Source organism: Ruegeria atlantica (assembly GCF_001458195.1).
Lineage (GTDB): Bacteria > Pseudomonadota > Alphaproteobacteria > Rhodobacterales > Rhodobacteraceae > Ruegeria > Ruegeria atlantica.
This window is the reverse complement of the sequence record NZ_CYPU01000039.1, coordinates 609,286-621,621: the sequence shown is the minus strand read 5'-3', so window position 1 is coordinate 621,621 and position 12,336 is coordinate 609,286. Positions and strand designations below refer to the sequence as shown.

At 56.9% G+C, this 12,336-nt stretch carries 16 protein-coding genes; 3 read left to right on the top strand and 13 right to left on the bottom strand.

Annotated elements, in window-relative coordinates; all coding sequences use genetic code 11:
* Positions 1-108 precede the first annotated feature (108 nt).
* Together aroQ and RUA4292_RS12965 are read left to right on the top strand one after the other, a co-directional pair.
* The gene (gene aroQ / locus RUA4292_RS12970) at positions 109-558 is read left to right on the top strand and encodes a type II 3-dehydroquinate dehydratase (protein ID WP_058277932.1); all 450 of its coding nucleotides are present in this window, start codon (positions 109-111) and stop codon (positions 556-558) included.
* Positions 555-1,310 (top strand): helix-turn-helix transcriptional regulator, encoded by a 756-nt coding sequence (locus tag RUA4292_RS12965; RefSeq protein ID WP_058277931.1) that lies wholly within the window; start codon positions 555-557, stop codon positions 1,308-1,310. The genes aroQ and RUA4292_RS12965 overlap by 4 nt, the downstream gene beginning before the upstream one ends.
* Positions 1,311-1,669: 359 nt before the next feature.
* Here the strand turns inward: RUA4292_RS12965 and tsf are convergent, their stop codons facing one another.
* The 5 genes from tsf to RUA4292_RS12940 all read right to left on the bottom strand — a co-directional run bounded on the left by tsf (position 1,670) and on the right by RUA4292_RS12940 (position 5,469).
* Positions 1,670-2,545, bottom strand: a complete 876-nt coding sequence (tsf, locus tag RUA4292_RS12960) for a translation elongation factor Ts (protein ID WP_058277930.1) — start codon at positions 2,543-2,545, stop codon at positions 1,670-1,672.
* Positions 2,546-2,621: 76 nt separating this feature from the next.
* Positions 2,622-3,425 (bottom strand): 30S ribosomal protein S2, encoded by an 804-nt coding sequence (rpsB, locus tag RUA4292_RS12955; protein ID WP_058271914.1) that lies wholly within the window; start codon positions 3,423-3,425, stop codon positions 2,622-2,624.
* 166 nt (positions 3,426-3,591) lie between these two features.
* Positions 3,592-4,428: a lyso-ornithine lipid O-acyltransferase gene (gene olsA / locus RUA4292_RS12950; RefSeq protein ID WP_058277929.1), complete on the bottom strand. Its 837-nt coding sequence runs from the start codon at positions 4,426-4,428 to the stop codon at positions 3,592-3,594.
* Between the two features lie 4 nt (positions 4,429-4,432).
* Positions 4,433-5,188: an L-ornithine N(alpha)-acyltransferase gene (olsB, locus tag RUA4292_RS12945; protein WP_058278196.1), complete on the bottom strand. Its 756-nt coding sequence runs from the start codon at positions 5,186-5,188 to the stop codon at positions 4,433-4,435.
* Positions 5,189-5,286: 98 nt separating this feature from the next.
* Positions 5,287-5,469, bottom strand: a complete 183-nt coding sequence (locus tag RUA4292_RS12940; protein WP_058271637.1) for a DUF3553 domain-containing protein — start codon at positions 5,467-5,469, stop codon at positions 5,287-5,289.
* Between the two features lie 44 nt (positions 5,470-5,513).
* On the opposite strand from RUA4292_RS12940, the gene RUA4292_RS12935 reads away from it, so the two are divergent.
* Complete coding sequence (locus RUA4292_RS12935; RefSeq protein ID WP_058277928.1) at positions 5,514-6,110, top strand: histidine phosphotransferase family protein; 597 nt, start codon at positions 5,514-5,516, stop codon at positions 6,108-6,110.
* On the opposite strand, the gene RUA4292_RS12930 is transcribed toward RUA4292_RS12935, so the two are convergent.
* From RUA4292_RS12930 to RUA4292_RS12895, 8 genes are all read right to left on the bottom strand, one after another.
* Complete coding sequence (locus RUA4292_RS12930) at positions 6,107-7,369, bottom strand: glutamate-5-semialdehyde dehydrogenase (RefSeq protein ID WP_058278195.1); 1,263 nt, start codon at positions 7,367-7,369, stop codon at positions 6,107-6,109. The genes RUA4292_RS12935 and RUA4292_RS12930 overlap by 4 nt on opposite strands.
* A 44-nt stretch (positions 7,370-7,413) precedes the next feature.
* Positions 7,414-8,520, bottom strand: coding sequence for a glutamate 5-kinase (gene proB, locus RUA4292_RS12925; RefSeq protein WP_058277927.1), 1,107 nt, complete (start codon positions 8,518-8,520; stop codon positions 7,414-7,416).
* On the bottom strand, positions 8,508-9,542 hold the full coding sequence (gene obgE, locus RUA4292_RS12920; RefSeq protein WP_058277926.1) for a GTPase ObgE: 1,035 nt from the start codon (positions 9,540-9,542) through the stop codon (positions 8,508-8,510). Before obgE ends, proB begins: the two co-directional genes overlap by 13 nt.
* 37 nt (positions 9,543-9,579) lie before the next feature.
* Positions 9,580-10,116, bottom strand: a complete 537-nt coding sequence (locus RUA4292_RS12915; RefSeq protein WP_058277925.1) for a GNAT family N-acetyltransferase — start codon at positions 10,114-10,116, stop codon at positions 9,580-9,582.
* On the bottom strand, positions 10,113-10,721 hold the full coding sequence (locus tag RUA4292_RS12910) for a LysE family translocator (RefSeq protein ID WP_058277924.1): 609 nt from the start codon (positions 10,719-10,721) through the stop codon (positions 10,113-10,115). The genes RUA4292_RS12915 and RUA4292_RS12910 overlap by 4 nt, the downstream gene beginning before the upstream one ends.
* Positions 10,721-11,218, bottom strand: a complete 498-nt coding sequence (locus tag RUA4292_RS12905; protein ID WP_058277923.1) for a GNAT family N-acetyltransferase — start codon at positions 11,216-11,218, stop codon at positions 10,721-10,723. Before RUA4292_RS12905 ends, RUA4292_RS12910 begins: the two co-directional genes overlap by 1 nt.
* Positions 11,219-11,302: 84 nt before the next feature.
* Positions 11,303-11,572, bottom strand: coding sequence for a 50S ribosomal protein L27 (rpmA, locus tag RUA4292_RS12900; RefSeq protein ID WP_058271644.1), 270 nt, complete (start codon positions 11,570-11,572; stop codon positions 11,303-11,305).
* 11 nt (positions 11,573-11,583) lie between these two features.
* Positions 11,584-12,201 carry a 50S ribosomal protein L21 gene (locus tag RUA4292_RS12895; RefSeq protein ID WP_058277922.1) on the bottom strand — a complete coding sequence of 206 codons (618 nt, stop codon included), beginning with the start codon at positions 12,199-12,201 and terminating at the stop codon, positions 11,584-11,586.
* Positions 12,202-12,336 lie beyond the last annotated feature (135 nt).

The window sequence follows — 12,336 nt, the reverse complement described above, 5'->3', positions numbered from 1 at the left end:
TTCAAGATCAGATGGTGTTAGATGCGCGACACTCGCCTGATGAGTGCGCAGGCTGGTGGACATCCATACCTAATCACGTTTATCAACCAGTAATGGGACGGAGAATGAATGCATAAAGTTCTGATTCTGAACGGTCCGAACCTGAACTTGCTGGGCACACGACAACCCGAGGTTTATGGCCGTACAACGCTGAAAATGGTCGAAGAAACCTGTGTAAGCCACGGCGCGTCTGTCGGGTTGGACGTATCACACCTGCAATCCAATCACGAAGGTGGGCTGATCGACGCGATCCACACGGCCAAGGGCAATCAGGATGGGATCATTCTGAACGCCGGCGCGTATACCCACACCTCGGTCGCCTTGATGGACGCGATATCTTCGGTCGAGCTGCCGGTTGTTGAGGTTCACCTGTCGAACATACACGCGCGCGAGCCCTTCCGGCACAAATCCTATGTAGCGCCGGTTGCGCTGGGACAGATCTGCGGCTTTGGGCTGCAGAGCTATGTGATGGCGCTGGATGGGTTGTCAGCTCATCTGCAGAATGAGGGATCCGTATGAAGCTGGGTGAGTATCTGAATTTCCTCAGCTACGTCAAAACTCTGGAGGAGCTTTGGGATGCCCATTGCCGCCAGATGGCAAATTTCGGGTTCGACCGTCTGCTGTACGGCTATACACGTTACAGGACTGAGACGTCTTTGGGTGACCCTGAAGACTTCACCATCCTTACAAACCACGGCAAAGAGTACATCGATGGTTTCGTGCGCGACGGGCTGTACTTTCACGCGCCAATGCTGAAATGGGCGCTGCACAATGAAGGCGCGGCCAGTTGGAGAATGATTCAAGATATGAATTCCGACGGCACGATGACCGCCCAGGAACGCCAGGTATACGAGTTCAATCGGTCAAAAGGCGTTGTGGCGGGATACACTGTCAGTTTCACCTCGGTGTCGATGCGGTCTAAGGGGGCGATCTCTCTTTCGGCTGGTGGTGCCACAAGTCAGGATGAGGTCGACGCAATCTGGGCGGAACATGGCGATGACATCTTGTTGATGAACAATGTCGCGCATCTGAAGATACTCACCCTGCCCTACAACACCCCCAATCGCGCTTTGACGAAACGTCAGCGCGAGGCGCTGGAATGGGTTGGCGATGGCAAGACAACGCAGGACATAGCGCTTTTGATGGGCCTGACATCGGCGACCGTTGAAAAGCATTTGAGGCTGGCCCGGGAGTCCCTTTCAGTGGAAACAACAGCACAAGCCGTGCTCAAAGCATCCCTGCAAAATCAGATGTTCATCATGGAAGCATGATGTGTTTTTTTTGACGCTAAATTGCGTCAATTTACGTCGGGTAAGGAAAACATGACTTCCCGAATCTGAACCCCAGTTGCAAAATGATATTGTTCCGTGAGTGGTGGCTTTAGCCTGGGAACGTTTTGATCGGATCTTTGCAATACCAAAGCTCTCCGGTCGCTCTGACATAAAGGCGTCTATTTGTCCGCGTCTCTTAGTCGGAATTTTGGGGGGCCTCGACCATCCCCATCTGCGGGGCCCCTCAATCCTTCCAATAGTAGTGTATGATCTGTTGAAGGCGCAAAAAAAACGACTACTGGAAAGTAGCCGGTTTAATTCTGTTCAGGTTGAGGCCCCTTTCAGGGCCTCTGCCAGAATTAGCCCTGTACGGCTTTGGCAACTTCAGCTGCGAAGTCTTCTTTTTCGACCACGATGCCTTCGCCAACTTCCAGACGGACGAAACCAGTGATGGTTGCGCCTGCTTCTTTGGCAGCGGCTTCGACGGTCAGGTCAGGGTTCACAACGAACGACTGGTTCAGCAAAGTTGATTCCGCTACGAATTTCTTCATACGGCCAACGATCATTTTTTCGATCACCTGCTCCGGCTTGCCGGATTCGCGGGCGATGTCCATCTGAACCTGCTTTTCTTTTTCGACAACAGCCGGGTCCATGTCCGCTTCAGACAGGGCCGCCGGGTTCACAGCTGCGATGTGCATCGCAATCTGCTTGCCGATCACTTCGTCACCACCGGACAGAGCAACCAGTACACCGATTTTGCCCATGCCGTTGGTGGCTGCGTTGTGAACGTAGGACACAACAGTGTCGCCTGACAGTTTCGCCATGCGGCGAACCGACATGTTCTCACCAATGGTGGCGATCTTGTCGGTCAGGGTGTCAGCTACGTTCTTGCCGCCCAGATCAGCGGCCAACAGAGCTTCGACATCGTCGACGCCTTCTGCCGCGTAAGCAATCTTGCCAACCATTTCCTGGAACTCGGCGTTCTTTGCGACGAAGTCGGTTTCCGAGTTCACTTCGACAGCAACACCGTTGCCACCGTTGACGTGAACTGCAACCAGACCTTCTGCTGCAGTACGGCCGGATTTCTTGGCCGCTTTGGCCAGACCCTTGGTGCGCAGCCAATCAACGGCTTCATCCATGTTGCCGCCGGTTTCGGTCAGCGCTTTTTTTGCGTCCATCATGCCTGCGCCGGTCGAGTCGCGCAGTTCTTTAACCATTGCTGCTGTGATTGCCATCTTTTGGCTCTCCTCAATTCAAACGGAATTGGGGCAGGTCTACCCTGCCCCATATGTCATTTACGTGACGGGCAGCTTACGCTTCGGCTTTGGCTTCCGGCGTGGCTTCTTCTGCAACGGGTGCTTCTTCCGCAACGACTTCTTCAACTGGTGCTTCTTCGAATGCGCCCAGGTCAACGCCTGCAGCACCCATCTGAGCGGTCATACCGTCCAGAGCGGCACGAGCAACTAGATCGCAATACAGAGAGATCGCGCGCGCTGCGTCGTCGTTACCGGGGATGATGTAATCCACGCCATCGGGCGAGCAGTTGGTGTCGACAATTGCCACAACCGGAATACCCAGCTTGTTGGCTTCGGCGATGGCCAGTGCTTCTTTTTTGACGTCGATGACGAACAGCAGATCGGGAACGCCGCCCATTTCGCGGATACCGCCCAGCGACGCCTGCAGTTTGCCCTGGTCACGTTCCATGCCCAGACGCTCTTTCTTGGTCAGGCCTTCGGCCCCTGATTCCATGGCTTCGTCAATCTGGTTCAGACGATTGATCGACTGAGAAACGGTTTTCCAGTTGGTCAGCGTGCCGCCCAGCCAGCGGTGGTTCATGTAGTACTGAGCCGACTTTTCAGCGGCTTCTGCGATCGGCTGAGCTGCCTGACGCTTGGTACCAACGAACAGAACGCGGCCACCTTTTGCAACGGTGTCACGAACGGCCTGCAGAGCCTGATCCAGCATTGGAACAGTCTGGGTCAGGTCCATGATGTGGATGCCATTGCGCGAGCCGTAGATGAACGGGCCCATGCGGGGATTCCAACGCTGTGTCTGGTGACCAAAGTGAACGCCAGCTTCCAGCAGCTGACGCATGGTGAACTCGGGAAGAGCCATGCTATTTTCCTTTTCCGGTTTACGCCTGGGCGGGGGTGAAAGAAGCGGATGCTCCAACCGGCGGGCCAGATAAGGATGTCTCCCTCAAATAGCCCAAACCCCGCCTGCGGGTTTTAATGGCGCGCGTATACGGTAGGAATTCGCCCGGTGCAAGTGCCAAATGGCCTTATTTTTCAAGCCGAGCAATTGCATGCGCGTGGCGCACTGCCTGTTCGCAATGTGCGGCCAACGCCTTGCGGTCGGCAAAATCGCTGACTTTGGCTGGAACGTGGTAAATCAATTCCACCGTCCCCTGCCGACGCGCGCCCAAGGTTTTGAGAAGATGCGGGGCAAAATCCATATCGCCCCACCAGCCATAGAACCTGTCAGGTTGCCCATTTGGCGCGTGAAAGACCACGGAAACAGGCTGAACATACATGCAGTCCCGCAATTCATCCGAGAAGAACGCGGCGAAAAGTGTTGTTTTAAAGGGTAAAACACGAAGGCCGTCGGTCGAGGTGCCCTCGGGAAAAAACAACAACTTATGCCCGACTTTCAAGCGCTCTTCAAAGATCAGGGTCTGTTCGCGGGCTTTCTTGCGATCTCGTTCGATAAACACCGTGCCCGTGGCGCGGGCCAGCCAGCCGATACCCGGCCATTTGGCCACTTCGGCCTTGGACACGAAGTAAGCCCGTTTGCGTGCGTTCAGCGCAAAGATGTCGAGCCATGATGTGTGGTTCGCGACCACAGCGCCGCGTTCGCGCATCAATTCGCCAGAGCTGCGAAAGCCGATGCCAAGAAGCCGGAGCGCATTGCGGCAGACAAACTGCGCAATGAACGGTGTGATCGGACGCCGTAAACCGAATAGCGGGCGCTCGATCAGGCGAACGGTCAACAAAACGAGCAGCCCGCCAAAAACCAGCAGTGCCAAGGGAAGGCCGCGCAAGATTACCAATGCCCAGCCAAATACGCCCAATTCAATAGGGTCTGGCGCGTCGTCACTGTCCCAAAGCGGATCGTTCACTGGATCAGGCTCCGCTGTAAATACGCCTCTGGCGCTCGTTCATGCGCGCCGTGTCGAGGATCAGGCAAACATCTGTTGTGTTAAACGCGTGGTCGATAAACGCCCCCTCGCCCACAAAGCCACCCAACCGCAGGTACGCCTTGATCAGCGCGGGCACCCGAACCATCGCCCTACGGCGATCCAGCGCATCCGGCGCGACAAGGTCCATGCTTTGAAACAATTCGGGTTGCGCCCTGACCCGCAGGTCCGGCGGGGCCAGATGATTGTGGTGCAACATCGACAAAGGCTGGGCCAATTCCTGCACATTGATGCCGTGGAAGCTGGCGACGCCGAACAGCACCTCAATATCGCGCTCGGCCACATAGCCTGCTAGGCCGTTCCAAAGATGGTACATCGCCGTTCCGCCCCGATAGTCCGGGTGAAGGCAGGAACGTCCAAGCTCTAACAATTTGCGGCCGCTCTGTTTCAACACGGTCAGGTCGTATTCATCCTCGGAATAGAACTGCCCCAATTCGATGGCTCGTTCACCCGGTAACAGCCTGTAAACGCCCACAACTTCGCCAGTGGCGTCATCATAGGCCAGCATGTGATCAAAATAAGGATCGAACTGATCCTGCTCTAACCCTGCCTCGTGGTCCACCATCTTGCCGCCGCCGCCCAATTCGCGGACGAACACATCATATCGCAGCCTCTGGGCTGCGCGCAGTTCGGCCTCGGATTCGGCAAGTTTGACGGTGAAAGAAGGGCCTGCATCCGGCATCGAGTATTCCGCTTTTGTTTGCGCGCTGATACCGCAGTTTTCGGTCAAATGGCAACCGGCGCGACGGCGGCCCACCGTTAAGCATTCTTAAACCAGTTTCACGGATCAAAGACGGGCGTCAGGGCGATGCGGGTTCCGTCAATCACCACTTTTCCCTGTTCTTGGAAATTCACGGTGATCTTGCCCCCAATGTTGGACTGCACCTGTCCGACACCCCAGTCGGGGAAATCGGGGTGGCGGACATACATGCCCGGTGCAAGTATGGCATTGAGGTCTGTCATGATCGGGCTCCGGTCCGGCGGCAGATACAACAGGAGAGGTACGCATGGGCGGCACCAACGTCAATCTGGCCGAACTGATAGGGTCGCGAATTTGTCACGATCTGATCAGCCCCATTGGCGTAATAAACAATGGGCTGGAACTGCTTGAGATGGTCGGAACCACGCAGGGCCCCGAGATGGAGCTGATCTCGGGCAGCGTCGGAAGCGCCGGAGCAAAGATCAGGTTCTTTCGCGTCGCTTTTGGGTCGGCCAGCGATCAACCGTTGGGTCGGGCCGAGGTCACAGAGCTTTTGAAAGACGTCGAAAGCGTTGGTCGTGTGCGTGTCAACTGGCACGTGACCGATGCGATGCCACGCAATCAGGTCAAGCTCGCCTTTCTGGCCCTGATGTGTTGCGAAAGCGCGATGCCGATGGGGGGCGATGTCACTGTGGCAAACAACGGCGGCAGTTGGACTGTGGTCGGTGTCGCGGACAAGCTGAATATTGACGCCGATCTTTGGAAGAACCTGCCCAAAGGCCAATTTGCGAACAAGGTGACGCCAGCGCAGGTGCAATTCGCGCTACTTCCGCAAACGGCCGCGTCTATGGGGCGGCGGGTTGCGGCGGAAACCACCTCAACCCGCGTCGCTATCCGGTTTTAAGACCGGACGGTCCCGTTGCCGCGGACAAGGTATTTGAAGCTCGTCAGCTGAGCGGCCCCGACCGGGCCGCGCGCATGCATTTTGCCAGTTGCAATACCGATCTCGGCCCCCATTCCGAACTCGCCACCATCGGCAAACTGGGTTGAGGCATTGTGCATCAGGATCGCACTGTCGAGCCGTTCAAAGAACCGGGCCGCGGCATCGGCATCCTCGGTCATGATGCAATCGGTGTGGTTCGAACCGAACTGGCGGATATGCGCGATTGCCTGATCAATATCAGCCACCGGCTTGGCTGCGATGATGCTGTCGAGGAATTCTTTGCCCCAGTCGTCGCCCGTGGCCGCTATGGTGCCGTCCAGGGCCAACGCGCCTTCGGCATGGATTTCGACGCCCGCCGCAAGCAAGGCGGAGATGATATCCCGGCCGAGTGTTTCAGCCACATCCTGATGGATCAGCAAGCACTCGGCAGCACCACAAATCCCAGTGCGCCGGGTTTTGGCGTTCAGCACGACGTCCAGCGTTTTCTGGGGGTCTGCAGCCTTGTCGATATAGATGTGCACGATACCTTCCAAGTGCGCAAAGACGGGCACGCGTGCCTCGCGCTGAACCAACCCAACCAGACCTTTTCCGCCGCGCGGAACGATGACGTCCACACAATCGGTCATGGTCAGCAGCTCTTGCACAGCGGCGCGGTCTCGCGTGGGCACAAGTTGAATGGCATCTTCTGGCAGGTTTGCAGCTTTTAGCCCTTGGACCAGACAGGCGTGAATGGCGGTCGAGGAATGGAAACTTTCAGAGCCGCCGCGAAGGATCACCGCGTTGCCCGACTTCAGGCACAATGCGCCTGCATCCGCCGTCACGTTCGGGCGGCTTTCGTAAATCACTCCGATAACGCCCAAAGGCGTGCGAACACGCTGGATGTTCAGGCCCGAGGCCATGTCCCATTCGATCAGAACCTCGCCCACGGGGTCTGGCTGATCCGCGACCGTGCGCAGCCCGTCAACCATGCCCTGAATGCGCGCTTCGTCCAGCATCAGCCGGTCCATCATCGCCGGGCTCAGGCCTTTTTCACGCCCAAACTCTAGGTCTTTCTTGTTGGCCTCAATGATATCCGCGCGGTTGGCCCAAACAGCGTCAGCTGCGGCAATCAAGGCGGCATGTTTACGCTCGGCACTTGCAAAGGCCAGATCGGCCGAGGCTGCTTTAGCGCGTTTACCAAGATCGGCCATAAGGGCGGGAATGTTGTCGAAATCCTTCATCTCAGGTGCCTTTCGGTCGGTCATTTGGTTCTATCATCGCGTCATTACAACGCCAAATCATCTCGATGGATCAGGACGGCCCGGCCTGGATAGCCCAGTGTGGCTTCGATCTCTGAGGACTTCCGACCCTTGATCGCATCCGCCTCTTGCGCGGTATACCGGCTGAGGCCCTGCGCCAAACGCCTCGACCGGTGGTCCATGATCGCAACCGGATCACCGCGTCCGAAATCGCCCGTTACTTCAACGATGCCAGCAGGCAGCAGGCTTTTACCATTACCCAACGCTTTGGCCGCGCCTGCGTCCACCACGATTTCACCACGCGGTTTCATGGCCGAAATCCAGCGTTTGCGCGCAGCATGCGGGTCCAGCGTCGCTGTAAACCAAGTGCAATTGGCGCCATCTTCAAGCGATTTCAGCGGGTTCAAAGTCGAACCTTCGGTGATCGCCATATCACAACCGGCAGCAGTTGCCATCTTGGCGGCCAGCAGCTTGGTCTTCATTCCGCCTTTGGACAGGCCGGAACCGGCATCGCCTGCCATCTCTTCGATCTCGGGCGTGATGGTCTCAATAACATCGAAACGCTTGGCGTTTCCGTCTTCACTCGGGTTCCCGGTGTAGAAACCGTCGACATCCGACAACAGGATCAATTGATCGGCCCCAACCGTCACCGCGATCTGCGCCGCCAACCGGTCATTGTCGCCGTAGCGGATCTCATCCGTAGCAACGGTATCGTTTTCATTGACGATCGGAACCACGCCCAAACTCAGCAGCGTTTCCAGCGTCGCGCGCGAATTCAAATACCGCCGCCGGTCCTCGCTGTCTTCCAGCGTCACCAAAACCTGCGCAGTTGTGATTTTGTGCGGCGTCAAAGCCTCTTCATAAGCCCGCGCCAGCCGAATTTGGCCAACAGCAGCGGCGGCCTGAGATTGTTCCAACGGCAAATCCGCCATGGGCAGGCCCAAAACACCGCGCCCCAACGCAATCGAGCCGGATGAGACCAAAATGACGTCAGCTCCCTGCCCTTTGAGCCAGGCCACGTCTTGAGCCAGCGAGTGCAACCAATCCGACCGCAGCAACCCGGTATCACGGTCCACCAGCAAGGCAGAGCCGATTTTGACCACCAATCGGCGTGCTGCGGTCAGGGTTGCCAAGACTTGGTCTCCTCAACGGGTTTTTGTCGCAGGCGGTTTTCGTCGATCTGGGCACGCAAGGCGCGCAACACTTCGGTTACGCCCAGATGCGCGACGCCAGACATGGTCATCACAGGGCCACCAACAGCCTCTTCCAGCTCGGCCCGTTGCAGCGCCTGCTCCTCTTCGTCCAGCGCATCGACCTTGTTCAAAACTGTGATCCGGGGCTTTTCAGCCAGTTCACCGCCGTAAGCTTCAAGCTCATGAATGATGGTGCGGTAATCGTCGGCGACGGTTTCCGAGGTGCCATCGACCAGATGCAGCAGAACGGCACAACGTTCCACGTGACCAAGGAACCGATCTCCAATCCCGCGCCCCTCATGGGCGCCTTCGATCAGGCCGGGAATATCCGCGACGACAAATTCCACATTGTCGACACCGACCACACCAAGATTGGGATGCAGGGTCGTGAACGGATAGTCAGCAATCTTGGGTCGCGCGTTCGATGTGGCCGCCAGAAAAGTCGATTTACCAGCATTGGGCATGCCAAGCAGACCCACATCCGCAATCAGCTTCAGCCGCAGCCAGATCGTGCGGTCGATCCCTGCCTGACCGGGGTTAGCCCGGCGTGGAGCCTGATTGGTTGCCGATTTGAAGTGCAGGTTGCCAAAGCCACCATTGCCGCCCTTGGCCAGCAGAACACGCTGCCCAACCTCTGTCAGGTCGCAGATGACGGTCTCTTCGTCCTCGTCCAGAATCTCAGTCCCGACAGGCACACGCAGGATGATTTCGTCACCATCCTTGCCCGTGCGCTGCTGTCCACGACCGGGTTGACCGTTCTTGGCAAAGAAATGCTGCTGATAGCGGAAGTCGATCAGGGTGTTCAGCCCGTCCACAACCTCGACCCAAACAGACCCGCCCTTACCGCCGTCTCCGCCATCGGGACCGCCGTATTCAATGTATTTTTCACGCCGAAAGCTGACGCACCCGCCACCGCCGGCCCCGGACCGGATGTAGACCTTTGCAAGATCGAGAAATTTCATAACTGTCCCCTACTGCAAGGGCCCCATCGGCCACAAGTCAGAGTTTTTTACTATATGTCCAGGTGGGCACATTCGCATCGCGCGCCACCGAGTAGCTTTCGGCATCACCCAGATACTGGAACCCACAATGGGTCAGAACCCGGGCCGAGGCAGGATTGTCCTGAAACACGCTGGCAAACAAATTCGAATTTTCAAGCGGGTTAGCCTTCACCAACATCTCGACGGCCAGTGAAGCTACGCCTGTATTCCAGTAAACAGGCGCCACCCAATAGCCAACTTCGGACTGATTGCGATCCAGCCGCGTAAGCGAAATCAGACCAATCAGTTCCGGCCCACCATCTTTGGTGGCGTCCATCGCCCAGACGTCCTCATCCCGGTCTTCAGCCATCGAACGCGTCACAAACGCCTCGACCGACCCCGGTGGCAGCGGATGCGGGATCGACGTGGTCATACGTGCCACGCGCTCATCGCCTGCATAATGCTCGATGAGACCCATATCCGACCGGCGCAAGGGGCGCAGATCGAACCGCTCGGTTTCGAGGACCGGCTGGTTTATTATTGTCTCGAGTTTCATGAGTGCGTTCCTCCTCCGAACAACACAAAAAATACGGACGCAACAGTGAGACTCGCTAACGTCCACATCAGATATTTTTCCACGGGCCGACCTTCAACCACGTGGGCAATTCTATCTCCGGCAAATGTCCAGATCGGGTGTAAAACCGCCTGGCAAAGCAATAAACAGAGAGCGATCGTGAACGTCGCGTTAAAGCTGGGCGTGCCAACCGCAACGAACCCGGTAAAACCGGCTATGATCATGGCCCATGCCTTTGGGTTAAGGGGATGAACGATCAGCCCCGCCCAAAAACCGGGCACGTCTCCAATGGTTTCACTGCGCGAAAGACGCAGGTTCGCGATCTTCCAGGCCAGCCAGCAGATATACGCCGCCGAGGCGTATTTCAGGACCGAAAAGACAATCGGTGCCTGATCCGCGAGTTGCAGCAGACCAAAACCAACGGGCCAGATGATCAGCTGTTTGCCAAGGATCACACCGGCCACAAACGGCAGAGCCGCCCGAAACCCGTAGCGTGCACCTGTGCCCAGCAGGACCATATTGGCGGGTCCGGGCGTTCCGACCTGGGAGGCTGCGAAGATCAGGAAACTAGTTGTTGCAACGGTCATTACATCGCCTCCCAGTCCACACGACGCAGCAAAACGCCCTGAATTATCACATCTTCGTTGGTCGACCGCGCCGTCGCACGATGCTGGCCATTTGGTTTGAACCCAAGTTTTGACAAGACCGCCTTAGACCGTTCGTTGCCGACGTGATAACCCGAGGTGAGTTCCTGCTGATCAGATCGAAAGAACCTTGAAATCATCGCGCGGGAGGTTTCGGTCACATAGCCCTGCCCCCAGAACGCTTTGGCAACCCAATATCCCAGCTGAGATCCGGTCGAGATACAGCCGATGAGGTTCTCTTCTTGAGTGATGGCAAAGGCATCATCTTCGGCTGCCATCACGTCGACAAATTCAGTTGAATCCGCGTCATCATAGGGATGCGGTACAACCGTCAACCAGCGCACCACGTCCAGATCGTTCAGAAGAGTGACAAGACGCGACGAGTCCTCACGCCGAAACCGACGCAAGACAAGACGCTGTGTTTTTATCACTTCGGTCATGGGACCGCTCCTGAAAACGAGAAAGGGGACCGGCACTTTCTGCCGGTCCCCCATGAAATTTTCTTAAACCTTCTGGGTTTCGGCTTACTCTGCGGCCTCCGCCACTGGCAGGACCGAAATAAAGGTGCGGTTTTTAAGTCCCTTGTGGAACTTCACGGCGCCATCCACAGTTGCAAAGATGGTGTGATCTTTGCCCATGCCTACGCCTTCGCCCGGCCAGAACTTGGTGCCGCGCTGACGCACGATGATGTTGCCTGAAATGGCGGCCTGGCCACCATACAGTTTCACGCCAAGGCGGCGACCAGCTGAGTCGCGACCGTTACGGGAGGAACCGCCAGCTTTTTTATGTGCCATTCTGTCTCTCCTTAGCCTTTAGCCAAATCTTTGGACTGCTCAACCCATTCGGGTTTCACTTTGACCGTTTCGATAGCAGCAATCTGATCGTCCGACAAGGCGGCCAGAGCGGCAAAGCTCTCGATACCGGCTTCGGCCAGCTTCTTGGCAGCGGCGGGGCCGACACCGGTCAACTGGGTCAGATCGTCAGCGGCAGCAGCAGCGGCAGGTGCCTCTGCTTTGGCTTCAGCTTTCTTGGCAGGCTTTTTTGTCACTGGGGCAGCTTCGCCAGCCGGTGCCGAACCGGTTGCAGCTTTGATGCCCGACTTGTCAGCGCCTGACGCCAAAATGTCGGTGATCTTGACCAGAGTCAGCTTCTGACGGTGGCCAACGGTACGCTTCGAGCTGTGCTTACGACGGCGTTTTACGAAGTTGATGACCTTGTCACCTTTGATCTGTTCGATCACTTCGGCCTGAACGCCTGCGCCTGCGACGAACGGTGCACCAACAACTGGAGCGTCGCCGCCCACCATCAGAACATCGTTGAATTGAACTGTTTCACCTGCGTCGGCAGCCAATTTTTCAACGCGGAGGATATCGCCCGCTTGAACTTTGTACTGCTTGCCGCCAGTCTTGAGGACCGCAAACATGCGTCTTTCCTTTGTTTAATCGCGTTCTATGGTCCCCGACCGGGCGTTTCTAGCTTTCGCCACCTCGAACAGCGCGCCCTTTTCGGGCTTTGTGACGACCCGTGGGACAAGGTCCTAGGGTCAATAATAACGACA